Source organism: Salinicola lusitanus, assembly GCF_003206045.1.
GTDB classification, from domain to species: domain Bacteria; phylum Pseudomonadota; class Gammaproteobacteria; order Pseudomonadales; family Halomonadaceae; genus Salinicola; species Salinicola lusitanus.
This window is the reverse complement of the sequence record NZ_PZJM01000009.1, coordinates 436,116-459,778: the sequence shown is the minus strand read 5'-3', so window position 1 is coordinate 459,778 and position 23,663 is coordinate 436,116. Positions and strand designations below refer to the sequence as shown.

The window sequence follows — 23,663 nt, the reverse complement described above, 5'->3', positions numbered from 1 at the left end:
CGACAGAAATGGCTCGTTATGATTTCAGCACATCGGCTGTCGATACAGCAGCGGGGCCATTCGTTCGTTTCATCGCGCATCTCAGGCTTTGGGATCGGCGGTGTCGTACCATCAACAGGGGTCTGATGCCTTGCTAGTTCACCGCATTACCATTGCCCTCGCCACGGCGCTGCTGCTCGTCACGACGACGGCCTGGTCCGAGCCTTTTCCCTCGCGGCCCGTCACGCTGGTGGTGCCTTACGGTGCTGGCGGCACGACGGATATCTCGGCGCGTCAACTGGCCAAGCTCGCGGAGCCGATACTGGGCCAGCCCGTGGTCGTGGAGAATCACCCTGGCGGCGGCGGCATCAACGCCATGCGCTCCGTCGCTCGAGCCACCCCGGACGGCTACACCCTCATCGCGACGACCTCGTCTCCCTCGTTCGTGACACCGGCGCTGCGTGACGTGGGATACGATCCGATCCAGGACTTCCTGCCGCTATTGAACTACTCAGGCCCCTATCACGGGGTGCTGATCAACGCCGACAGCCCTTATCGAACCCTGGACGAGCTGCTCGAGGCGGCGCGAAACGGCACGCGGCTGACCTACGCCACCGCCGGTGCGCTGAGCGGGGCTCGCCTCTCTTTCACCGCGCTCTCGCGGGAGACCCACGCCGATCTCCAACATGTCCCGTTCGACGGCGCCTCCAGCGCCACGGCGGCGCTGCTGGGTCATCATGTCGACATCGCCCTGGTCCCCGCCTACCGCGACCTGGTCAACGATGGGCGGCTCCGGCTGCTGGCGGTGCTGGATGACGAGCGGGATCCGGATTTCCCCTCGATTCCGACACTCGCGCAGAGTGGTCACGATATCGAGTTTCCCTCCATCGTCGCGCTGATGGCACCGCGGGGGACGCCAGCCGGGCGCATCGATACGCTCCGCGACGCCTTCACCCAGGCTGCATCATCGGATGCCTTCGCCAAGGTCATGAAAAAGCTGAACCAGCCGGTGCGGCTCATGTCCGGCGAAGCCCTGGAAGCGGTCATCGAGAAAAACCTGACCGACTACCGCGAACTGGCCAGCGAGCTGAAAAGATGAAGCCCGGCATCGAGTCATCTCAAGAGAACGCCGATCGCCGCGTCGGAGTGCAGACGCTGATCACATCGGGGCTGCTGCTCGTCGCCCTGGCTGGACTGTTCACGCTCACTTCCCAGGTCACTGTCTTCGATTTCGGCGACAGCGGCCCGGATGCCCGCTTCTTCCCTCGGCTGGTCCTTGCGCTGCTGGCCCTGACAGCCGGCTTGCGGCTATGGCGCCACCGCCACGCGCTGGAAACCGCGCTGGGTTCGGCCAGAGACTGGAGCCGGACGCTGTTCGCGGTCGTGCTGATCGGCGTCGCCATCGCGGCGATGAACCTGGTCGGCTTTCTCGCCAGCGCCGCGGTGGTCGGCATCCTGCTCTCCTGGCTGCTGGGCGAGCGGCGGCTTTCGCTGAGCGTGGTCCTGCCGCTGGTCGTCGCCGCGCTCGTCACGCTATCTGCCCGTCAGCTCTTGAACCTCCCGCTCCCCTGAATCCAGGCCATTCGAAGAGAACCCGTCATGCTGCTGGACGCCTTCTACGCACTGCTCGATGTGTGGGTCTTGATCGCCGCCGTGGTCGGCGTCATCGCGGGGATCGTGATCGGCGCGATACCCGGACTGGGGCCCACCATGGCCATCGCGCTGCTGATTCCGGTGACATTCACGATGTCGCCGATTCCTGCCCTCATCCTGCTCCTCGGGGTCTACCAGGGAGCGATCTTCGGTGGCTCCATCTCGGCGATACTGCTCAACGTACCGGGCACCCCGTCGTCGGCCGCAACCGCACTGGATGGCCATGCGATGGCGCGCCGGGGCAAGGCGGGCGAGGCGCTGCGCATCGCGCTCTATGCCAGCGTCTTCGGCAATGTCTTCAGCTGTCTCGTGCTGATGCTCCTGGCACAACCGCTGGCCTCCCTCGCCCTCGATTTCGGCCCCGCCCAGATGGCGGCGCTGATGCTCTTCGCGCTCGCCATCATCGTGCTGTTCGGCGGCGGCTCCATCCTCGATTCGGCACTCATGACGCTCGTCGGTATCGCCGCCGGCATCGTGGGGCTGGATCCGATCGAGGGTCTGCCCCGGTTTACCTTCGGCAGTTTCGCCGCCGAGGATGGCTTGCAGCTGATCCCGGTCTTGATCGGCCTGTTCGCGATGTCGGAAGTGCTGCTGCAGGCCTTCGGCGGCCATCGACAATCGCGCCCGCCGACCAAGGTGGGCAGCGTTTCCGGCCATGTCGGAATACTGGCGATGTGGCGGATGCGGGTGACACTACTTGTGTCATCGCTTATTGGCACCTTCGTCGGCATCCTGCCCGGGATCGGCTCGACGGTACCCGCCTTCGTCAGCTACGGCTTCGCGCGCTCGCGCTCGAGACACAAGGAGACCTTCGGGCAGGGCGAGCCAGAGGGGGTCGCGGCTCCCGAGGCGGCCAACAACGCCGTCACTGGCGGGGCGCTGGTGCCGATGCTCTCCCTGGGCATCCCCGGAGACGCGGTCACGGCCGTGATCCTGGGCGCCTTCATGCTGCAGGGACTGACACCCGGGCCGTTCCTGTTCCAGCACCACGGCGTCGAGGTCTACGCGATCTTCGAGGCACTGATCCTGCTGTCGATCCCCTGCGTCCTGTTCGGCCTGATGATGTTCAAGGGCGCCGTTCACGTGATCAAGCTCCAGCCTCGCCACCTGTTTCCGGCCATCGCGATTCTGGCCATCTTCGGTGCGTTTTCCGTCAACAATTCGCTGTTCGACGTTGGCGTCATGCTCGGCGCCGGTGTGATCGGCTTCCTGTTCCGTCGCTGCGGTTTCCCGCTGCCGCCGCTGCTGATCGGACTGATCCTCGGCCCCCCTCTCGAGGAGAGCCTGCGGCAGGCACTACTGACCAGCGGTGGCAGCGTCGATATCTTTCTGGACTCGCCAATCGCCCTGGGGCTTCTGGGTGTCACGGCGCTCTGTGCGCTGGGCGCCTCGTTACAGCGTCTTCGCCATCGACGCCAAGGAAACTGACCCATGCCGAACCACTCGTCGACGCCGCTTCGATGCGACTGCCATATTCATGTCTTCGACCGGGACAAGTCCTACGCCTCCTCGACCTACCAGCCTCCCGGCAAGGGCATCGAGGCGTTCCGCGCCGAGGGCATGGTGCGGGGAATCGGCCGGGCGGTGCTGATACAGGCCTCCATCGATGGTACGGATAATCGCTATCTGGTCGAGACGCTGCGTGCCCAGGCCGGCATCGAGCTGAGGGGCGTGGCGGTCATCGACGAGCAGACCGAGGGCCTCGACGATCTTGCCGCCGCCGGCGTACGCGCTATCCGGGTGCAGGACAGGACCCGTCTGGGTCGGAACGATCTCGACCGGTTGCCGGTGCTCGCTCGACGGGCGGCGACCATGGATTGGCACGTCGAGCTCAATACCGAGCCTGCACGCTATGGCAGGCTGCAGGCACTGATGGCCAGTTTGCCGGCAGACCAGCCCCTGGTACTCGACCACTTGGGTCATGTATCGCCACACGACATCGAGCATCTCGCCGGCCTGAGCCGCCTGCTCGACACCGGCCGCGTCTGGATCAAGCTTGCGCCGACGCGCGTCAGCCAGTCCCCGGATCGCTACGATGATCTCGCCCCACTGGTGCATCACCTGGCAGGGCGCTACCCCGATCGGTGTCTCTGGGGCAGCGACTGGCCCCATGTGATGACGACGCCACCGCTGCCCAGCTCTTCGGCCATGGTCGGATTTCTCGAGCGTGAATTGACCAGCGCTCAATTCGAAGCCTGCTTTTCGAGTAATCCTGCCGCTCTTTATCGATTCTAGGCACTGCCTGAAAAGTACTGTGCTCGCCCATGCGGCGTTAAAAATCGGCTCAAAATAATCATTTACACCCCGTAAACTCCGCGTTTTCGCCGATTTTTGCCTTGCCTGGCCTTCGCTCGTCGACTTTTCAGACAGCACCTAGCGTCGCCGTTCGGATCGATTTCAGCAGCCTGGAATGGCATTCGATCCGACGACGATATCCCGGACATTTCGTCTCGGGCCTGCAGGCATCACGGTTTTCATCGGCCCTGTCGACTCTCGTCTCGAGACCAAAGTTCTATAGACAATTCTCCTTTATAAGCAGCGGTTTAAGTGAAAAATAACTAATCACGACAACCAGAAAAACGCGCTTTAGTGCCATCAGTATTTCATGTTCACTTTGAAAAAGTGGAGGCGTTCAAAGCGAGTCATCTCTCCCTGAAATTCGCCTCGATCACGCTCGCGGCCAGAACCTATTTCCTGACCGCCGCTGGAAACTCGCCACCCGGCTTTCCCTCAAAGAGCGCCGACCGACACCAGGAAGGACAACTCATGAAATCTCTCAAGAATCGCCTGCTATCGAGCTTGATACTGCTGGGACTCACGGCAGCCGGCACGGCCCACGCCACCAATTGGACCGGATACACCTACTCCTCCGTTTCCACCACGGCCGCCGTCAAGGGGATGGAGCGGATCGCCGACCGTGTCGAGAAAGAGACCGACGATGATCTGTCGATCACCCTCCACCTGGGAAAGACCCTGCAGATCGCCTCCAGCGACATCACCCAGGCCACCGGTGATGGCATCGTCGACTTCGCTGCGGACCTCTACTCCTCGGGCAACGTGCCGATCGCCCGCATTCTCAGCCTGCCGCTGCTCATCAACGACGATGAAGAGTGGAACGAGGCCTACGCCGTGATGAAGCCCTACCTGAAAGAGGGGTTCGCGCAACAGGGCGTCACGTATCTCGGCAGCTACCGCTATCCGCAACAGGTCATCTTCACGAGCTTCGAGGTCGATTCACTCGACGATCTCTCGGGCCACAAGATCCGCGTCACCTCGCCGGAGCAGGGCGCCTTCGTCGAGGCTTTCGGCGGGTCGCCGATCACGCTCTCCGGTTCGGAGGTCCCGACGGCGCTGGAGCGCGGCGTCATCGATGGTGTGCTGACCGCCAGCGCCGGCGGGGCGAAGAACTGGCATGAATTCCTGCCCTACAACTACCGCCTGCCGGTCAATTACGCCTTCAGCGCCATCATCGCCAACACCTCGTCTCACGACGACCTCGATCCGGCGACTCGCGACACCCTCGACAAGATCGTCGATGAAGAGACCCGCCAGATCACTCGCGATTTCATCGCGGACGAAAAGGTCCAGAAGCAGAACCAGGCACAGGCGGGCATGACGATCGTCGAGGCGAATCCCGCGGATATTCGCAGGGCGCAGGAGGCCATGGTGCCCTGGTGGCACGAGTGGGCCAAAAAAGCGGGACCTGACCATGAGAAGGCCTTGGCCGAGGTGTTGAAAGCACTCGGTAAGTGAACCCAGGAGTCATGACGATGAGCGAAGCCCATTCGCACGAAATCTCTTCGCAAGCGCCCTCTTCTCGGACGCCGCCCGGGCCGGCATCGGCCGGCTCCGTTTTCGACATCGTGGCGTCTCTCGTCCGAGCGATTGCGGGCGTCGCGCTGGTTGCACTCGTGGCGCTGGTCGCCGCGGAGATCGTTTCGCGCTTCTTCTTCAGCTATTCGCTGCGAATCGTCGAAGAGCTTGCCGGCTATCTCGTCGTCGGGCTGACACTGTTCGGCGCGAGCCTGGCCGTGAGGAAGAACAGTCTGTTCCAGGTCGGTTTTCTGTTCGATGCGCTTCCGCGGTCCCTGCGCCACGGGCTGAACCTGTTCTATCTGGCGCTCTCGTTTGCCGTTTGCAGCGTGTTGATCTGGTACACCGCCCAACTGGTGATGAGTTCCTACCAGCGCGGCAACGTGGCGCCCACCTTCCTGATGACGCCACTCTGGATCCCCCAGCTGGTAATGCCGGTCGGGCTCCTCTTCGTTGCCGTCTTCATCGTCGAGCGCGGGCTGGTCGCCTTGCGCAACGGGGGACGTGACTGATGGATGCGCTCATCGCCTTTGGCGTGCTACTGATTCTGATCGTCGGCGGGTTGTGGGTTCAGTTTGCCGTTGGCGCCGCCTCGCTGATCTATCTCTGGCTGATGAAAGGTGCCGCCGGGTGGAAGGCGCTCGGGCTGGTGAGCTGGGGCGCCGCCAACAGCTTCACCCTGGCGGCGATCCCCCTGTTCATTCTGATGGCGGAAATCCTGCTGGCCAGCGGCCTGAGTGGACGCCTCTACAACGGTATCGCGCCATTCATGAAGCGCCTGCCCGGAGGCTTGCTGCACACCAATATCGTCGGCAGCGGTGTCTTCGCCGCCGTGGCCGGCGGCAGCGCACCGACGGCCGCGGCCATGTCCACCGTCGCCCTGCCGGCGCTGACCGCACGCGGTTACGACCGACGCCTGGTCGCCGGCTCTCTCGCGGCGGGTGGCACGCTGGGGATCCTGATTCCGCCGTCGATCACCATGATCATCTACGCCACCTTCACCGAGACCTCGATTGCCAAGCTGTTCGCGGCGGGCCTGGTGCCCGGTATCCTGCTCGGCGCTTGCTACAGCCTGCTGATCATCGCGCGCGCACTGGCGAAGCCCAACCTCGTTCCCAAGGATACCCAGCAGCGCCAGTTCAAGGATTACCTGCGGGCCGCCTCCGACGTCTTTCCGTTCACGCTGCTGATCGCCTTCGTGCTGGGAAGCATCTATGCCGGTGTCGCCACGCCGACCGAAGCCGGTGCGCTGGGCGTCATCGGCGCAGCGCTGATCTCCGCGCTCTACGGTAAACTCAACGTCGCGATGCTGAAGTCGGCGCTGTCACGCACGCTGACGATGAGCGGCAACGTCCTGTTCATCGTCTTCATCTCCATGCTGTTTGCCTATGCCACCGCGCTCTCCGGCGTGGGAGAGGCGCTGGTCGATCGTGTCGCCGACGCGGGTCTGTCCCAGTTCTCGCTGCTGCTGATCCTGATGGTGGTGTTCGCCATTCTGGGCTGCTTCATGGAAGGGCTCGGCATGATCGCCATCATCGTGCCGGTGATATTCCCCACCCTCATGGCGATGGGTGTCGACCCGGTCTGGTTCGGCGTCTTCGTGGTGATCCTGGTCGAGCTGGGCCAGTTGACGCCGCCGCTCGGGGTCATTCTTTTCGTGGTGGCCAGTTCGGATTCGAAAACCCGGGTCGAGGACGTCGTCATGGGCGTGCTGCCCTTCTTCGCCATCATCCTGGCGTTTCTCGTCCTGCTGATCGGGTTCCCCGATATCGCACTGTGGCTACCCAATCTGACTGCCGGAGGTTGATCCATGGCGTTCCCCCACCCCGATCCCATCCTGATCGAAGCGGACGTCTTCACCACGCTGCCGCCCGCGCTTCGCCAGACCGGGAAGCCTTCGCCCTGGGCCGACAAGAACCGGCGCGGCGCGGCAGTGGACAGTTTCATCGAAGGCCCCTCTTTCGATCTGGCGGGCAATCTCTGGTTCGTCGACATCCCCTTCGGCCGAATCTTTCGTGCCTCCCCCAGGGGTGAAATCGAACTGATCGCGCAGTACGAGGGACAACCCAACGGCTTGAAGATCGATGCCAAGGGTCGGATTTTCATCGCCGATTTTCAGCACGGCATCCTGATGCTCGACCCTGACACGGGCAGTGTCACCACCGCACTGGGAGACGCCGATTCGGAAGGGTTCAAGGGCTGCAACGATCTCCATTTCGGCCCCGACGGCATGCTCTACTTCACCGACCAGGGCCAGACCGGGCTGCAGGACCCCAGTGGCCGCGTTTATCGCTGGGACCCCGACAGCGGCCGACTGGACTGTCTGATCGACAAGGTTCCCAGCCCCAACGGCCTGGTGCTGGACAAGTCCGGCCACACGCTCTATGTCGCCGTCACCCGAGCCAATGCGGTATGGCGACTGCCGATCTCCCGGAGTCAGCGCGTGGTCAAGGCCGGCCTGTTCCTGCAATTCTCCGGTGGCCGCGCCGGCCCGGATGGGCTGGCGCTGACGAGCGACAACGGCGTCGTGGTGTGCCAGACCGGCATGGGGCTGGTCTGGGTTCACGATGCGCTCGGCGTTCCCGTCGCCGTGGTCAGGTCGCCGAAGGGGCTGGGCACCACCAACTGTGCCTTCGGCGGCCCCGAGGGCCGGACGCTCTACATCACGGAGTCGGATTCCGGTTCGATTCTGTGCGCCGAGTTGCCGGTTTCCGGTCTTCCCATGGCTTCAGGCTGGGGGCAGTAGTGCCCGCCCGCATGCCCATAGCCTATCTGTACAGGTCGGTCCCAGCGCGATGATCCTCAATCTCGACGACTATGAAATCGCGGCCCGACGCCGCCTCCCGCGCCCGCTATTCCAATATGTCGCGGGTGCGTCGGAGACTGCCGCGGCACGCGAGGACAACCGCGCCGCGCTCGACGAGCTGAAGCTGGTGCCGAGGGTGCTTCGCGGCGTGGAGGGCCGGACCCTGCGGCAGCGGCTGCTGGGAGAAGAGTGGGCGGCGCCCTTCGGCATTGCGCCGATGGGCATCAGCGCGCTGATGGCGCTTGACGGCGACAACGTCGCCGCGCGAGTTGCCGACCGCGAAGGCATCCCCTACGTTCTGAGCGGTTCGTCTCTTACCCGCCTGGAAGAGGTCATCGAGACCAACCCCCGAGCCTGGTTTCAGGCTTACGTGCCCGGCGAAGAGGATCGGATCGAGGCGCTGGTGGCGCGAGTCGCCGCGGCGGGCTACCGGACCTTGGTCCTAACCGCGGATACGGCCGTGCTGGCCAACCGGGAGAACAACCTGCGTGCCGGCTTCTCCACTCCGCTGCGCTTCACGCCCCGACTGTTGTGGGATTTCGGCATCAAGCCCCGCTGGCTGCTCACCACTTTCCTGCCGACGCTCCGGCGCCGGGGCATGCCACATTTCGAGAACTCCCACGCCCAGCGCGGCGCGCCCATCGTCTCTCGCCAGGCGGCGCGGGACTTCGGTCGCAAGGATCACCTGAACTGGGACCACGTCCGTCGAATTCGAGACCAGTGGAAAGGCAAGCTGGTCGTGAAGGGAGTGCTCTCCCATCTCGATGTCGCGCTAGCCCGAGACATCGGTTGCGACGGCGTCGTGCTGTCCAATCATGGCGGTCGACAGCTCGATCACGCCATCTCCGCGATCCGAGCGCTACCGCGGGCCAAGGCCGAGGCCGGCCACATGGCCATCATGGTCGACGGCGGCATTCGGCGCGGCACGGATGTCGTCAAAGCCTTGGCGCTCGGCGCCGACTTCGTCTTCATCGGGCGTCCCTTTCTCTACGCCTCCACCATCGGGGGCGAAGGGAGTCTGGGCGGCGCGGTTCAGATCATGAAAAACGAGATCTATCGTGACCTGGGTCTGCTGGGCTTACGCTCGACCGGCGAAACGCGTTCTTCTCCCGTGCTGCATCAAACCTGAGAATCACGCCCTCCAACGCCCGATGCTGGATGGTTACCCCTGTCTGCCCGGACCTGGTCTCGGGCAGCCCGCCGTTCAAGCGTCCGGTGACCGGTTTCACGCCAGCGGCCTCCGGGCGAAAGAAGTCCACGCCGGGATCGGCGTGTCTCGATGCGCCGGCACAAGGGAGCCATGGCGAGTCGCCAGATGTCGATGACGATCCGATTTTGATATTTGGAGACGACCGGTCTAAATTGGATTCCATGCAGACGCCAACGACCCCCAGCAAACGCCGCGGCCGCCCACCGAAGGTGGCGCGCACCAACCCGGACACCCGGGACGCCCTGATTCGGTGTGGCGTCGAAGTGCTCACCGAGCAGGGATTCGTCTCGACCGGAATCGATGGCGTGCTGAAACGGGTCGGCGTGCCAAAGGGCTCGTTCTATCACTACTTCGACAGCAAGGAGGCGTTCGGTCACGCCGTGCTGTCACGATACGCCGACTATTTTGCTCGCAAGCTCGACCGCTGGTTGCTCTCTTCCGAATTGCCGCCCCTCGAACGGCTCCGCCGGTTCACCCAGGACGCCCAGGAGGGGATGGCGCGCCACCACTATCGGCGAGGCTGCCTGGTGGGCAATCTGGGCCAGGAAGTCACCCTGTTACCCGCAGGATTCGACGAGCGGCTGGAAGCCATCCTCCAGGACTGGCAACGCCGGGTCGCCGACTGCCTGCGGCTGGCCCAGGCGCACGGCGAACTGGCCGCCGATACGGATTGCGACACCCTCGCCGCTTTCTTCTGGATCGGCTGGGAAGGCGCCGTACAGCGAGCTCGCCTAAAGTGCGAGCCGACCCCCCTGGAGCTCTTCAGCCAGGAGTTCTTCGCTCGATTGCCCCGTTGAGATCGATCTCACCACCGTCAAACGCCCTCTCCGAATCACCGCTCAATGCTCAGGAGGTTCATGTGTTCAACGCCATCGTCGTGCAGCAGACCGAAGCCGATCGTCGGAGCCACGCCGCGCTGACGCAGCTCGACCCCGAATCACTGCCTCCGGGCAATGTCCTGGTGCGTGTCGAATGGAGCACGCTCAACTACAAGGACGCGCTGGCGATCACCGGCAAGGGAGCGGTCGTGCGCCGTTTCCCCATGGTGCCGGGCATCGACCTTGCCGGAGTCGTCGAGCACAGCGAGCATCCCGAGTGGACAGCCGGCGATCGCGTCCTGCTCAACGGCTGGGGCATCGGCGAGGCGCACTGGGGCGGCCTGGCCCAGTACGCTCGCGTCGACGGCGACTGGCTCACCCGGCTGCCGCCCTCGCTGAACACGCATCAGGCGATGGCCATCGGCACCGCCGGCTACACCGCCATGTTGAGCCTGCTGGCGCTGGAGCGCCACGGCCTGACGCCGGATCGCGGCGAGGTACTGGTGACCGGCGCCAACGGCGGCGTCGGCAGCTACGCCATCGCCCTGCTGGCGGCGCGCGGCTACCGCGTCGTCGCGGCGACCGGCCGCCCTCAGGAGTCGGCCTTTCTCGAGCGGCTGGGTGCCGCCGAGATCATCGATCGCAGCGAACTGTCAGGCCCCGGAAAGCCCCTGGCCAAGGCGCAGTGGTTTGCCGCCATCGACTCGGTGGGCAGCCATACCCTGGCCAACGTCTGCGCTCGAACCAGCCCCGACGGCCTGGTCGCCGCCTGCGGCCTCGCCCAGGGCATGGATTTCCCCGCGACAGTGGCCCCCTTCATTCTGCGTGGCGTCAGCCTGCTCGGCATCAACAGCGTCACCCGCCCTGCCGAGGAGCGCCGGCACGCCTGGGCACGACTCGCCGAGGACATCGAGCCCGCCCTGCTCGACGCAATCTCACGCGATATCCGCTTGGGCGAGACCTTGGAGGCGGCCGAACGTCTCCTGGCAGGAACCGTGCGCGGCCGGCTCGTGGTGGACGTCAATGGCTGACTGCCCGAGGGGAACACCGCTACCTCTCCGGCGTCCCCATGGGTCGCTTCGGCAAGCCCGAACAGATCGCCGCCGGTATCGAGTCTTCCTCGCGGAAGACGCCAGCTTCATTACCGGACAGACGCTCTTCATCGACGGCGGCGCCTCGATCGGCAAGGCCGCTTTCTGAAGAACGCCTCGGCCCGGTTTCCCGGGCCGAGGCGTGATCGGACGTCGGTGACGATTCATACCACCAGCGGCGCGAGCCTGGGGGCGATCATGTTCTCCGGGCGCAGGATATCGGCGAGCGAGGCTTCATCCAGCAGGTTCTCCTCCAGCACCAGCTCCAGCACGCCGCGGCCGGAGACCAGCGCCTCGCGGGCGATACGCGTGGCGTTGTCGTAACCGATATGCGGGTTGAGCGCGGTGACCAGCCCGATCGAGCGCTCCACCATCTCGCGGCAGTGGGCCTCGTTGGCGGTGATGCCCTCGATGCAGTGCTCGCGCAGCATGTGCATGGCGCGGGTCAGCAGGCGGATGGAGTCGAACAGCTTGTAGGCGATCAGCGGCTCCATCACGTTCAACTGCAGTTGCCCGCCCTCGGCGGCCATGGTCAGCGCCAGGTCGTTGCCGATCACCTCGAACGCCACCTGGTTGACCGCCTCGGGGATCACCGGATTGACCTTGCCGGGCATGATCGAGCTGCCGGGCTGGCGCGGCGGCAGGTTGATCTCGTTGAAGCCGGCCCGCGGGCCGCTGGAGAGCAGGCGCAGGTCGTTGCAGATCTTGGAGAGCTTCACCGCCAGGCGCTTCAACATGCCCGAGAAGAGCACGAACGCCCCCATGTCGGAGGTGGCCTCGATCAGATCCTGGGCCGGCACCAGCGGCTGGCCGCTGATCGCGCCGAGACGCGCCACCGCCAGACGCTGGTAGCGCGGGTCGGAGTTGATCCCGGTGCCGATGGCGGTGCCACCCAGATTGACCTCGCAAAGCAGGCGCGGAATCTGCGCCTCCAGGTGGCCCAGATCCTCGCCCAGGGTAGTGGCGAAGGCGTTGAACTCCTGGCCCAGCGTCATCGGCACCGCATCCTGCAGCTGGGTGCGGCCCATCTTGAGCACGTCGGCAAAGGCCGCGCCCTTGTCCGCCAGCGCATCGCGCAGCTGTGCCAGGCTGCCCAGCAGCGCATCGTGGCCCAGCAGCAGGCCGAGGCGGATCGCGGTGGGGTAAGCGTCGTTGGTCGACTGCGCCATGTTGACGTGGTTGTTGGGGTGCAGGTGGGCGTAGTCCCCCTTGGCGTGGCCGAGGTGTTCGAGTGCCAGATTGGCGATCACCTCGTTGGCGTTCATGTTGGTCGAGGTGCCAGCCCCGCCCTGGATCATATCGACCACGAACTGATCGTGGTGCTCGCCGGCGATCAGCGTCTGGCAGGCGTGGCGGATCGCCTCCAGCCGGGTGGCGTCGAGATAGCCCAGCTCGTGATTGGCCTCCGCCGCGGCCTGCTTGACCATGGCCAGCGCGATCACCAGCTTGGGGTAATGCGCCAGGGGCACGCCGCTCAGGTGGAAGTTCTCCACCGCGCGCTGGGTCTGGATGCCGTAATAGGCGCTCTGGGGCACGGGCAGCACGCCCAGCAGGTCCTTCTCTTCACGGGTGGGGATCGCGTCGGCGTCAGTGCCGAGATCCGGGGTCGCCATCATGGTGGGTGTCGTCTTCCGTCAGGGGGTTCGAACGGCCTGGGCGCCGGGGTGTCGGCGCCGCTGGGCGTAAGGTAACGCCGCGCCGGGTCGCCTGCCCAATGCCGTTACGTGGTAGTGCATGCGTGGGTGGTATGGCTGGGAGAGCGGCATTACAGCGGCGAAGAAAGGTAGGCGCCTCTTACGAGGCGCGGTGGGCTCGCGCGGACTGGAGCCATGTCGTCCGCGATACGCATGTGCCGGAAGAGCGCCTCACTCTGGAAGCGCGGCCCCTGCCCGCAGGCGGTCATGCGAATCGCCGCTACCAGAGGGTGTAGCCGCCATCCACCACGACGATGGAGCCGGTCATGAAACTCGAAGCGTTGCTGGCCATGTAGACGATGGTGGGGCCGAGCTCGGCGGGTGTGGCCGCACGCTGCATGGGCGCGTCGTCGATCCAGCGCGGCTTGAAGCGGGGATCGTCGACCGGCGCCATCGCGGTCTTGACGTAGCCGGGTGCCAGCGCGTTGACGCGGATGCCGTACGGCGCCCACTCGGCGGCCAGCGACTTGGTCAATTGGTGCACGGCAGCCTTGGAGGCGTTGTAGGCGGGCTGCATCTGCGGACGATTGACGATCATCGCCGAGATCGAGCCGATGTTGATGATCACGCCGCCACGCGACTGCATCCGCCGGCCGGCGGCCTGGGCGCAGTACCACAACCCATGGACGTTGATGTCGAAGATATCGCGCCAGCGTGCGGGGGTGACCTCCAGTGCTGGCGCATGCTGGCAGGCGCCGGCGTTGTTGAGGAAGATATCGACCGGGCCGAGGCCGGCTTCGACCTCGTCGAGCAGGGCGTCCGCCGCCTCGGGTTGGGTAACGTCGACCTCCACGGCCATGGCGCGGTGCCCGGCATCGGTCAGGGCCTTGACCACTTCCAGGCTGCGCGCGTGTCCGCGGGCGGCAATGGCGACCTTCGCGCCGGCCTCGGCCAGGGCGTGGGCGAACGCCTCGCCGAGCCCGCCGTTGCCGCCGGTGACCACGGCGACCTTGCCGCTCAGATCGAACTGCGACATCACGTTCATGCTGGTCTCCTCCCTCTGCTGAAGTGTGGACTCGCCTGCCAGGGCGTCATTTCACGGCGCCCATGGTCAGCCCCTGGACCAGCCAGCGCTTGACCAGCAGCCCGGCGATCGCCATCGGGCAGACCACGATGGTGCCGATCGCCAGCAGCTTGCCCCAGTCGATACCGGTCTGGGTCAGCAGCTGTGCCGCGGCGATGGGGATGGTCTGGGTGCTGGGCCCGGAGAAGGTCTGGGCGAAGGCGTAATCGTTCCAGGCAAAGATGAAGCAAAGGATGGCGGTGGTCACCAGCCCGGGGGTCATCAGCGGCAGCACCACGTAGCGGAACGCCTGGAACTTGGTGGCACCATCGATCATCGCCGCCTCTTCCAGATCGGGCGGCAGGTCGTCGAAGAAGGCGGTCATCAGCCAGATGGCGAAGGGCAGGTTGAAGCTCAGATAGGCGACGATCAGGCCGACGTGGGTATCGAGCAGGTAGAGATAGCGGAACAGCAGGTACAGCGGCACGATCACCGCCGCGATCGGCGCCATGCGGGTACTGATGATCCAGAATGCCAGGTGCTGCTTGCCCTTGATCCGGATCCGCGACAGCCCGAAGCCGGCCATGCAGCCCAGGACCACGGCGATCAACGTCGAGGTGCCGGCGATCAGCAGGCTGTTCGTCAGATAGGGCCAGAGGCTGTTACCGCCGCTGAACAGCGAGACGTAGTGCTCCAGCGTGGGTGTGAAGAAGACCCGTGGCGTATTGGCCGTGATGACACTGTTCGGCTTGAACGAGGAGAGCACCATCCACCCGATCGGCACCAGCGTCCACAGCAGCAACAGCGTCAGCAGGACGAGCTTGACGGTGAGGAAGAACCAGCGCTTGGGAGCGGTCATGAGCGCTTCTCCTGACGCTTGAGTAGCTTCATGAACGCATTGGCGACCAGGATCGAGAACGCCAGCATGGTGATACCCACGGCGGCGGCATAGCCCAGGTCGAAGAATCGAAAGGCGATGTCGTAGAGCCTGATGGGGATGATCTTGGTGGAGTCCGCCGGACCGCCGTTGGTGGTGATGAAGATGATCGCGAAGAAGCGGATCGCGTCCATGGCGCGGATCAGCAGGGCCACCAGCAGAATGTTGGAGATCGATGGCAGGATGATGTAGAGCAATTTCTGGCCATAGTTGGCGCCGTCCATCTCGGCCGCTTCCAGGATATCTTCGGGAACCGAGGCGAGCCCGGCGAGCACGATCAGCGCGACCAGCGGGGTCCACTCCCAGACGTCCATGAGGATGACCGCGACCATCGCCGAGCCGACACTGCCGAGAATGTTGCCGTCGAACAGGCCGGTTTCATTGAGCAGCCAGGCGTACAGGCCGTGGCTGGGGTCGAGCATGAAGCGCCCGAGCAGCCCGACGATCACCGGGGCGATGAACATCGGGATCAACAGCAGCGAGATGATGAGGTTGCTGCCTCGCCTCAGGCTGTAGACCAGCAGCGCCATCACCGTGCCGAGGATCATCTCCAGGCCCACCGTGGCCAGGAAGTAGAACAGGCTGATCAGCCAGCTGGAGCGGATGTCCGGGTCGGTGAACACCCGCTGCCAGTTAGCGAGGCCCGAGAACTCGAAGGTCAGCCCGCCCATCAGGCTGACGTCGTTGAAGCTCATCCAGATGATCGAGAAGAACGGAACCAGCGTGATCAGGGCGAGCAGAAAAAGGGCTGGCGACATCATCGCCAGCTCGAATCCCTGTCGTCGCGCCGAGGGCTTTCCGGTCAGCAGCGCCATGCCTCACGCCCCCACGATGCGATCGATGCGCTGTTTGGCGCTCTGCATGGTTTCCTCGGGGGACATCTGCCCCGCCAGCATCTTGGAGAGTTCGGTGAAGATCACCGTGTCGACCTCGTTCCACTGGGGGATCTTGGGTCGCAGACCGATGTGATCGTCTTGCCATGCGGTGAGCATGGTATCCGCGGTGAGCATGTTTGGCATGTCGGTGGGCGGTTTGCTGGCCGCCTTGACCTCCGGCATGTCGTAGACCGACTGGCGGGTCGGGGTGCCGCCGCCGACCTCGCTCTTCAGCCCCATCAACTGGGTCTGCGGCGAGGTCGCCCAGACCAGGAACAGCCAGGCCGCCTTCTGCTTCTGGGGCGAGGCGTTGGCATTGATGCCGATGCCCGTGCCGCCCCACAGGTTGGCGCTGCGCGCCGGACCCTTGGGCAGCGGGGCATAGCCGATCTTGCCCTTCAGGTCCGAACCTTCCAACGAGCCGGCGAATTCGTGCCACTCCGGCATCATCGCGAACTCGCCGTTCTGGAAGGCGTTGGCGACGCCGGTCCAGTCCCAGCTGGTGCTGCCGGGGTGGGCGACCTTGAGCAGTTTCTGGTAGAAGCGCGCCGCTTCCAGCGAGGCGTCGCTGGTCAACTGGCAGGCGCCGGGGGAGTCGGTGCCGTAAAGGCCGACCTGCTCGCCGTTGGCGAAGTAGCTACCGCCGTAGGCGAACAGCACGTTGGAGAAGTCGCACATCAGCGAATCGTACTGCTGAGCCTGGTGGCCGGTGCCGTACTTGACCTCGCTGGCGTTGCCGTCACTGAACCACGCGGCGATCTGATAGTACTGTTCCCAGGTGGTGTCGTCCGTGGGCATCGGGTCGAAGCCGAGATCCTGCTGCATCTGGTCGCGGTACTTCTCGAACAGATCGCGGCGGTAGATCCAGATCATCGTCGGGCAATCGTAGGGCAGGGCGTACAGGGACTCGTCGTTCTCGAACCGGCCGGCGGCGGTGAGCTGCGAGGGAATGAAGTCCTCGATGCCCTTGGGGACGACCGGCTGCTGGCCGTCCTTGATGAACGTATTGAGATCCACCAGGCCGCGATGGTAGGGCGCCAGCACCTGGTAGGGGTCGGCATAGATCACGTCGAAGGCGCTGCGGCCGGCGCCGAAGTCCAGCGCGACCTTCTGGACCAGGGCGCCCAGCTGCATCTCGGTGATGTTGACGGTGATCCCGGTGAGCTCCTTGAACGCGTCCAGGTTGGCGGCGATCGCAGTCGTCGGCGGAGTGTTCTCGGAGATGAACTGGATGGTGGTGCCGCTGGCCTGTTTCCAGGCTTCGTCGCTGGCCATCCCCTGGGCCAGGGCCATACGCAGCGACCCCGCCCCCATCAACGACAGGCCGGCGAGTCCCCCCATTCCTTTCAGTATGTCGCGACGCTTGAACTGGGTCATTGTTGTTCACCTCTTGGTGGGTTCAGGTCCAGTGTGCTTCCTGGGCTGGCGAGGTCAGGCGTCAAGCGTGATCTGCAACTTGACGTCATCAGGTCGTGCGCTCGCGGCGCGTTCGAACGCGGCGATGCTCTGGTCGAAATCGAAGGTCTCGCTGATCAGCGGCTCGAGGTCGACCTTGCCCGAGGCGATCAAGTCGATCGCCCGGTCATAGACGTTGGCGTAGCGGAACACCGTCTCGATGCGCAGCTCCTTGGCCTGGGCCGAGACGATATCGAAGGTGACCGGCTCCACCGGCATGCCGACCAGCACGATCGTGCCGGCGGGTCGGGCACAGGCCAGCACGTCGTCGTAGACCCGGGGGCTGCCGCTGGCTTCGAACACCACGTCGGCGCCCCACTCCTCGCCGCAGCGCCGGTCGACGGCTTCGCGCAGCGACTCCCGCGAGACGTTGACGGGGGTAATGCCGGCATAGCGCCCGGCGATCGCCAGCTTCTCCTCGACCAGATCGGAGACCAGTACCTCGCTGGCGCCCCCCGCCATCGCCGCCAGGGCGACCATCAGGCCGATCGGCCCGGCGCCGGTGACGACGCAGACGTCCCCCGGCTGCATGCGCGCCTTGATCACTGCCTGCATGCCGATGGCGAACGGCTCGATCATCGCCCCCTCGGCGAAGGAGACCGAATCGGGCAGCGCGAAGGTGAAGGCTGCCGGATGAATGACCTCCGGGGTCAGGCAGCCGTGCACCGGCGGGGTGGCCCAGAAGCGTACGCTGGGGTCGACGTTGTAGACGCCCAGCTTGGATGCGCGCGAGGTGGGATCGGGAATGCCGGGCTCCATGCACACCCGCGTGCCTACCCGCAGGTGGTTGACGTTGCCGCCGACCTCGGTGACCACGCCGGATGCCTCATGACCGAGCACCATCGGCTCTCGAACCACGAAAGGGCCAATCCGGCCATGGGTGTAGTAGTGCACGTCGCTGCCGCATATCCCGACGGTATGTATGCGGACGCGAACATCGTCGGGCCCGAGTCGGTCCGGCAGATCTATCTCGCGTAGCGACAGCTCGCGTTGCTTTTCCAGCACCAGGGCTCTGGCTTTCATGGCGCGTTTCCCGGGAGATATTGGCATGGGTCGAGAGTCGGTCGATGCGCGACCACACCCTCGCTATCGGCGTGGCAATGAACCTACGCCCCGCGCCGGAAAAGCGGCTAGGCTGTAATTTTCGAGGCAGTGATACTTTTTTGCAGACTTTACCGGGTCAATTTGCAACCCGTTGTTTTGTATAGATATTCATGGAGATAAGAAAAAATATTCTGCTTATCCAATAGGCTTGGCAGGACCAAAGTCTACCCTGATACCAAGGTATAAAAGCCCACTGTTTCGCTCTATTCCAGGATATATAGTGGCTCTGGAAAGGAGGACCGGTGCAGTCGCTTTTCGGTAGAGCCTAGACACTGTCTGAAAAATACTGCGCTCGCCCATGCGGCGTTAAAAATCGGCTCACTGGACAACGTTCAGAACGTCCGAAGGACGGCCCGAAGGGCGAGCGGAGCGAGTCACATGCTCACTGACGCCCCGTAAACTGGAGCGCCAGCCCGGTCCGTTTTCGCCGGTTTTTGCCCTAGCTGCGCGCCCCGGTCTGGCCTTCGCTCGTCGACTTTTCAGACAGCACCTAGACCTCATCCAGGCCTGATATAAAGAGGCTCCGATAACTCATGATCGCTGCGCAGCTCAACGATACTCGTCTTGGTGCGCCTGTCTTCGAAAGCGTCACCCAGGACCCGAAATTCAGCTTCTACTGGCACTGCCATGATTTTCCCGCGCCCATTGCCCGCTGGAATTATCATCCAGAGTACGAGCTGCATCTCATCCGTTACTCGGAGGGGCATGCGTTCGTGGGCGATTACATTGGCCGCTTCGGACCCGGCAACCTGGTACTGGTAGGGCCGAACATTCCTCACGCCTGGTTCAGCGACCCCGACGAGGCAAGGCCGGTCATCGAGGGGCGCGATGTCGTGCTCCAGTTCAAGGGCGAATGGCTGGAGCACATGATGGAGCTCTGCCCGGAGCTCAACTGCCTGTCGACGCTGATCGAGGACTCGGCTCTGGGTGTGGAGTTCGAAGGGGAGGAAGCGGCGCGCTGCAGCGAGTTGCTGGTCACCATGGGCGAGCAGGACAATGCCGGCAGGCTGCTCAGCATGCTGGCGATTCTGCGTAGCCTGTCGCAGAGCGATTATCGAACGCTCTCCGGGCGTGGCTATGGCCCCGGTGCCAGCGGTGTCTCCTCAGCGCAGGTCGATGCGGTACTGCGCTATATCCACGACCATTCCCACGAAGAGTTGCGCATGTCGAGACTGGCCGAGCGGTACGGCATGACTCCCTCCACGTTTTCACGCTTCTTCAAGCACGCCACCGGCGACACCTTCGTGGCTTTCCTCAGACGTATTCGTATCGGCCACGCCTGCCGACTACTGCTGGAGGGTGAACACTCCGTTGCCGATATCTGCTTCCAGGTCGGCTACAACAATCTCTCCAATTTCAATCGCCACTTCCGCGAGCAGAAGGGCATGACGCCACGCCAATACCAGCATCAGACGGCCGACCTGGAGCGGCATGTCACGATCTATCCCCTACCATGAAAAATGGGGCAGCTCGGTACACGGAGCGGAAAAGCCCTCCTTGCCGAGGCGTCTTTGAGCTCCCCGCTCCAGAAGTCAAAACCACTACCACCCTCGACTATTGGCGTAGAACCACCCGATATTGAACGCGATCGGCTACCCTTGCTCCCCTGGCTTGCCGCCGTGCAGCAATATCTTTCGATTTCCAAGGATGGTTCTCTTGTCGACTTCCGCGATGCCCCGCCGGAGCGTGCTGACTCTCGTCGCACTGCTGCTGGTAGCGATCAATCTCCGCCCGGCCCTGACCAGCGTCTCGCCGGTGCTCGGCAGCATTGCCGAGGCGCTCGCGCTCTCTCCCAGCTGGCAGGGCATCCTGACCACCCTGCCGGTGCTGTTTCTGGGTCTGGCGGCGCCACTGGCGCCCAAACTGGTGCGTCGCATCGGCCCGGAACGCAGCGTGTTCGCCGCGCTTCTGGTATTGGCGGTGGCGCTGCTGGCGCGGCCCTATGTCGTTACAACGGTCGGCACGGCGGGGCTGTTCCTGGGTACGGCGGTGGCCGGGAGCTGCATCGGCATCATCGGGGTGTTGCTGCCGGGCATCGTCAAGCGGGACTTCCCCCGCCGCGTCAGCATCATGACCGGCCTCTACACCGTGGCGCTCAATCTCGGCGCCTCCGCTGCCGCGGGCACCACCGAGCCGCTGCGTCAGCAGCTCGGCGGCATCTGGCAGGGTGCTTCTCAAGGGGTGTCTCACGGCTCCTGGCAGGGCGCGCTGGCGTTCTGGCTGCTGCCGGCGGTGATCGCTGCCCTGTTCTGGCTGCCGCAGCTCAAGGGCACCAAACCCGTTCGCGTACCCGTCCGTCGGGGCGCGCGCCTGCGTCACGATCCGCTGGCGTGGCAGGTATCGCTGTTCATGGGGCTGCAGTCGTCGCTGGCGTACATCGTGTTCGGCTGGCTGCCGACGATCCTGCAGGATCGAGGGCTGACGGCGGTCACCGCAGGGTTGGCGCTATCGGTGTCGATCCTGCTGCAGGTGATCACGGCGATCCTGGCGCCGTGGATCGGCAGCCGCATGCGCGATCAGCGGGCGGTACTGGTCGGGGTGATGGCGCTCACCCTGGTCGGCCTGCTGGGCTGTCTCTATGCGCCGATCGGTAGCGTATGGCTGTGGATCGTGATCCTGGGGTTGGGCCAGGGCGGCACCTTCAGCATGGCGTTGACCCTGTTGGCGCTGCGCGCGCCGGACGCCATCACCGCGGCCAGCCTCTCGGCGATGGCCCAGGGCATCGGCTATACCCTGGCGGCAATGGGGCCGTTGCTGGTCGGCGTGCTGCACGACTGGAGCGGTGGCTGGAACGTGGTGGGCATTCTGGTGAGCGCGATTGCGCTGGGCGCCCTGGTCATGGCGCTGGGTGCCGGCCGCGATCGCCAGGTGGCCTCGACCCAGGGTGTGGATTGACGACGTGGACTGACGGCGCAAATCGGCACACGCCGACGAACCGGGCCGCTGGAATCGGTTACCCTAGGAACGAGACCCAACGACCCAGGAGATTCGCATGCCCGCCAGAGCCATCAGCCTCGAGCAGCAACAGCAGTTGATCGAGATCGTGCGCGACGCCGCCAAGACCGAGATCCTGCCGCGTTTTCGCAACCTCTCCGAAGAGGCGATCCGCGCGAAGAGCGCGCCGGACGATCTGGTCACCGATGCCGACCAAGGGGCGGAGCGGATGATGACGGCGGCGATTCGCGAGCTGCTGCCGGAGGCGACGGTGATCGGTGAGGAGGCGGTGGCCGACGGCAGCGCCAATCTCGACGATATCGCCGGCGCCGAACTGGCGCTGATCATCGACCCGGTCGACGGCACCTGGAACTTCGCCCGCGGGCTCAACCAGTTCGGCGTGATCCTGGCCGCCACCAGCTTCGGCGAGACGATCTTCGGGCTGCTCTACGACCCCATGGCGGACGACTGGATCGTCGCGCGCCACGGCGAGGGAGCCTGGTTCGGCCGCCCCGACGGCACCCAGCGCCGGCTGCAGGTGTCGGATACCGACAAGTTCGACGAGATGGTCGGCTCGACCTCGATCCGACTGTTCCCCAAGCCGCAGCAGTACCAGCTGGCGGCGACCTTCCCCGACTTCCAGCGCATGATGGCGTTCGGCTGCGCCTGCCACGAGTACCGCACCATGGCGTTCGGCTTCGTCGACTTCATGCTCACCGGCAAGCTGATGCCGTGGGATCACGCCGCGGGACTGATGATCCACGCCGAAGCCGGTGGCTATTCGGCGCTGCTCGATGGCACGCCCTACCAGCCGACGATTCATCAGGGCACGGTGCTGGCGGCCAGCTCGCGGGCGCATTGGGAGCAGTTGCGCGAGAAGTTCAGCTTTCTGGTCTGAACACGCTCCAAGCGTTTTCAACGACGAAGACCGGCGCCGAGAAGGCGCCGGTCTTCTTGCTTTGATCGAAACGGACCCATCGTCGACAACGTCTAGCTGTCGATAAAGACCCGCGGCCGATCAAAAAATGATCACCTAGGCCGGATCAGGGAATGATCTTCTCGGCGCGCAGACGATCGAACAGGTCGAAGAAGGCGCCGCGCGTCTCGCGGAAGTGGTCGAAGCCGAAGTCCCGCGACTTGGTGGTGTCGTTGACGCACTCCTGGTCGCGGCCCAAGTCGGCATCGGTGTGCCACCAGGAGGCGAGCTTGGCGACGTCCGGCTCGACCAGATCGTGCTTCGCGGCGATCTCGCGCCAGATCGATTCGGCACCGGCCATCTGCTTCTCCAGCGGCTGCATCGTCTCCGGATCGTCCGAGGCTTCGGGCCCCTGACTGTCTAGACCAAAATACTCACCGATCTCGCGCCACATCCGGCGCCAGCGGAAGACGTCGCCATTGACGGTATTGAAGGCCTGATTGGCCGCGCCCGGGGTCGCCGCCGCCCACGCCATCTGGCGTGCCAGCACCAGCGCATCGGTCATGTCGGTCAGCGCGTTCCACTGGGTCTGGGAGCCGGGGAAGACGAACGGCCGCCCGGTCTCGCGGCAGATCGAAGCGTAGACCGCCAGCGTCGTGCCCATGTTCATGGCGTTGCCGCGGGCATAACCGATCACGGTGTGCGGGCGATGCACGTTCCAGGCAAAACCCTGGCGCTCGGCGGCCTCGAACAGCACGTCTTCCAGCGCGTAGTAGAAGTTATCGCCGGGGACGCGCGGCTCGGATTCGCGGAACGGCGTCTCGATGCGCCCGCTGCCGTAGGCCTCGAACGAGCCCAGATACTGCTTGGTGCCAGTGACCAGAGAGGCATGCGCGAGCGGCGCCGCTTCGAGCGCGGCGAACAGGTTGCGCATCATCTGACTGTTGGCCTCGACATTGGCGCGCTCGTTGTCGCGACGAATCCAGGTGCAGTAGAAGACGTGGGTGATCGGCAGGCCGGCCAGCGCCTGTTCGGTGGCGGGCTTGTCCAGCAGGTCGGCGGCGACGGGAATCACGCCGCTCTGCTCGGTGGCACGACGTGACAGGCCGTAGACGGTCCAGCCGCTGGCGACCAGATAAGACGCCAGATTGCCGCCGGTGATGCCGGTCGCGCCGACGACGAGTGCAGTTCCTGTACGCATGGTCGATGACCTCCTTTCGAGTCAGGGAATCGAGTCAGGAAGATCCGGGGTGCGCCGGATCGATGAACGCAGTCTGATAGCGCCTGTTCGTTGCTACAATCGAAAGCATCGAAAATCTTTATTGCATGAGGCGCAACTCGATGACGGACAGACCGACAACGCGGCAGGCGCTGG

General features: G+C 64.6%; 21 protein-coding genes. 14 read left to right on the top strand and 7 right to left on the bottom strand.

Features of this window, described 5'->3' with window-relative positions:
* The first annotated feature begins 130 nt into the window (after window positions 1-130).
* From DOM45_RS15400 to acuI, 11 genes are all read left to right on the top strand, one after another.
* Window positions 131-1,078: a Bug family tripartite tricarboxylate transporter substrate binding protein gene (locus tag DOM45_RS15400; RefSeq protein WP_110601894.1), complete on the top strand. Its 948-nt coding sequence runs from the start codon at window positions 131-133 to the stop codon at window positions 1,076-1,078.
* Complete coding sequence (locus tag DOM45_RS15395; RefSeq protein WP_110601893.1) at window positions 1,075-1,551, top strand: tripartite tricarboxylate transporter TctB family protein; 477 nt, start codon at window positions 1,075-1,077, stop codon at window positions 1,549-1,551. Before DOM45_RS15400 ends, DOM45_RS15395 begins: the two co-directional genes overlap by 4 nt.
* A gap of 27 nt (window positions 1,552-1,578) precedes the next feature.
* Window positions 1,579-3,060 (top strand): tripartite tricarboxylate transporter permease, encoded by a 1,482-nt coding sequence (locus DOM45_RS15390; RefSeq protein ID WP_110601892.1) that lies wholly within the window; start codon window positions 1,579-1,581, stop codon window positions 3,058-3,060.
* A gap of 3 nt (window positions 3,061-3,063) precedes the next feature.
* Window positions 3,064-3,867, top strand: a complete 804-nt coding sequence (locus tag DOM45_RS15385; protein ID WP_110601890.1) for an amidohydrolase family protein — start codon at window positions 3,064-3,066, stop codon at window positions 3,865-3,867.
* A gap of 531 nt (window positions 3,868-4,398) precedes the next feature.
* Window positions 4,399-5,385, top strand: a complete 987-nt coding sequence (gene dctP, locus DOM45_RS15380) for a TRAP transporter substrate-binding protein DctP (protein WP_110601889.1) — start codon at window positions 4,399-4,401, stop codon at window positions 5,383-5,385.
* Window positions 5,386-5,402: 17 nt separating this feature from the next.
* Window positions 5,403-5,957: a TRAP transporter small permease gene (locus DOM45_RS15375; RefSeq protein WP_157958449.1), complete on the top strand. Its 555-nt coding sequence runs from the start codon at window positions 5,403-5,405 to the stop codon at window positions 5,955-5,957.
* The gene (locus DOM45_RS15370; RefSeq protein ID WP_110601886.1) at window positions 5,957-7,252 is read left to right on the top strand and encodes a TRAP transporter large permease; all 1,296 of its coding nucleotides are present in this window, start codon (window positions 5,957-5,959) and stop codon (window positions 7,250-7,252) included. Before DOM45_RS15375 ends, DOM45_RS15370 begins: the two co-directional genes overlap by 1 nt.
* A gap of 3 nt (window positions 7,253-7,255) precedes the next feature.
* Window positions 7,256-8,191, top strand: a complete 936-nt coding sequence (locus DOM45_RS15365) for an SMP-30/gluconolactonase/LRE family protein (RefSeq protein WP_110601885.1) — start codon at window positions 7,256-7,258, stop codon at window positions 8,189-8,191.
* A gap of 49 nt (window positions 8,192-8,240) precedes the next feature.
* Window positions 8,241-9,380 carry an alpha-hydroxy acid oxidase gene (locus DOM45_RS15360; protein ID WP_110601884.1) on the top strand — a complete coding sequence of 380 codons (1,140 nt, stop codon included), beginning with the start codon at window positions 8,241-8,243 and terminating at the stop codon, window positions 9,378-9,380.
* A 242-nt stretch (window positions 9,381-9,622) separates the two neighbouring features.
* Complete coding sequence (gene acuR, locus DOM45_RS15355) at window positions 9,623-10,258, top strand: acrylate utilization transcriptional regulator AcuR (protein WP_110601882.1); 636 nt, start codon at window positions 9,623-9,625, stop codon at window positions 10,256-10,258.
* A gap of 62 nt (window positions 10,259-10,320) precedes the next feature.
* On the top strand, window positions 10,321-11,310 hold the full coding sequence (gene acuI / locus DOM45_RS15350) for an acrylyl-CoA reductase (NADPH) (RefSeq protein WP_110601881.1): 990 nt from the start codon (window positions 10,321-10,323) through the stop codon (window positions 11,308-11,310).
* 224 nt (window positions 11,311-11,534) lie between these two features.
* On the opposite strand, the gene DOM45_RS15340 is transcribed toward acuI, so the two are convergent.
* The 6 genes from DOM45_RS15340 to DOM45_RS15315 form a co-directional block, all read right to left on the bottom strand.
* On the bottom strand, window positions 11,535-12,986 hold the full coding sequence (locus DOM45_RS15340; protein ID WP_240612420.1) for an aspartate ammonia-lyase: 1,452 nt from the start codon (window positions 12,984-12,986) through the stop codon (window positions 11,535-11,537).
* A gap of 298 nt (window positions 12,987-13,284) precedes the next feature.
* Window positions 13,285-14,049: an SDR family oxidoreductase gene (locus tag DOM45_RS15335; protein WP_110601879.1), complete on the bottom strand. Its 765-nt coding sequence runs from the start codon at window positions 14,047-14,049 to the stop codon at window positions 13,285-13,287.
* A 46-nt stretch (window positions 14,050-14,095) separates the two neighbouring features.
* Entirely contained in the window at window positions 14,096-14,926 is an 831-nt protein-coding gene (locus DOM45_RS15330; RefSeq protein ID WP_110601878.1) for a carbohydrate ABC transporter permease, read from the bottom strand.
* Entirely contained in the window at window positions 14,923-15,819 is an 897-nt protein-coding gene (locus DOM45_RS15325) for a carbohydrate ABC transporter permease (RefSeq protein WP_240612419.1), read from the bottom strand. Before DOM45_RS15325 ends, DOM45_RS15330 begins: the two co-directional genes overlap by 4 nt.
* A 3-nt stretch (window positions 15,820-15,822) precedes the next feature.
* The gene (locus DOM45_RS15320) at window positions 15,823-17,256 is read right to left on the bottom strand and encodes an ABC transporter substrate-binding protein (RefSeq protein WP_110601877.1); all 1,434 of its coding nucleotides are present in this window, start codon (window positions 17,254-17,256) and stop codon (window positions 15,823-15,825) included.
* A 54-nt stretch (window positions 17,257-17,310) separates the two neighbouring features.
* Window positions 17,311-18,357 (bottom strand): NAD(P)-dependent alcohol dehydrogenase, encoded by a 1,047-nt coding sequence (locus DOM45_RS15315; protein WP_110601875.1) that lies wholly within the window; start codon window positions 18,355-18,357, stop codon window positions 17,311-17,313.
* 614 nt (window positions 18,358-18,971) lie between these two features.
* Between DOM45_RS15315 and DOM45_RS15310 the strand changes: the two genes are divergently transcribed.
* From DOM45_RS15310 to DOM45_RS15300, 3 genes are all read left to right on the top strand, one after another.
* Complete coding sequence (locus tag DOM45_RS15310; protein ID WP_110601874.1) at window positions 18,972-19,895, top strand: helix-turn-helix domain-containing protein; 924 nt, start codon at window positions 18,972-18,974, stop codon at window positions 19,893-19,895.
* A 190-nt stretch (window positions 19,896-20,085) separates the two neighbouring features.
* Window positions 20,086-21,333 (top strand): CynX/NimT family MFS transporter, encoded by a 1,248-nt coding sequence (locus DOM45_RS15305; RefSeq protein ID WP_110601873.1) that lies wholly within the window; start codon window positions 20,086-20,088, stop codon window positions 21,331-21,333.
* A gap of 97 nt (window positions 21,334-21,430) precedes the next feature.
* A complete protein-coding gene (locus DOM45_RS15300; protein ID WP_110601871.1) occupies window positions 21,431-22,270 on the top strand; it encodes an inositol monophosphatase family protein in 840 nt (279 codons plus the stop codon).
* A gap of 145 nt (window positions 22,271-22,415) precedes the next feature.
* Here the strand turns inward: DOM45_RS15300 and DOM45_RS15295 are convergent, their stop codons facing one another.
* Window positions 22,416-23,489 (bottom strand): SDR family oxidoreductase, encoded by a 1,074-nt coding sequence (locus tag DOM45_RS15295; RefSeq protein WP_110601870.1) that lies wholly within the window; start codon window positions 23,487-23,489, stop codon window positions 22,416-22,418.
* Window positions 23,490-23,663: the final 174 nt, after the last annotated feature.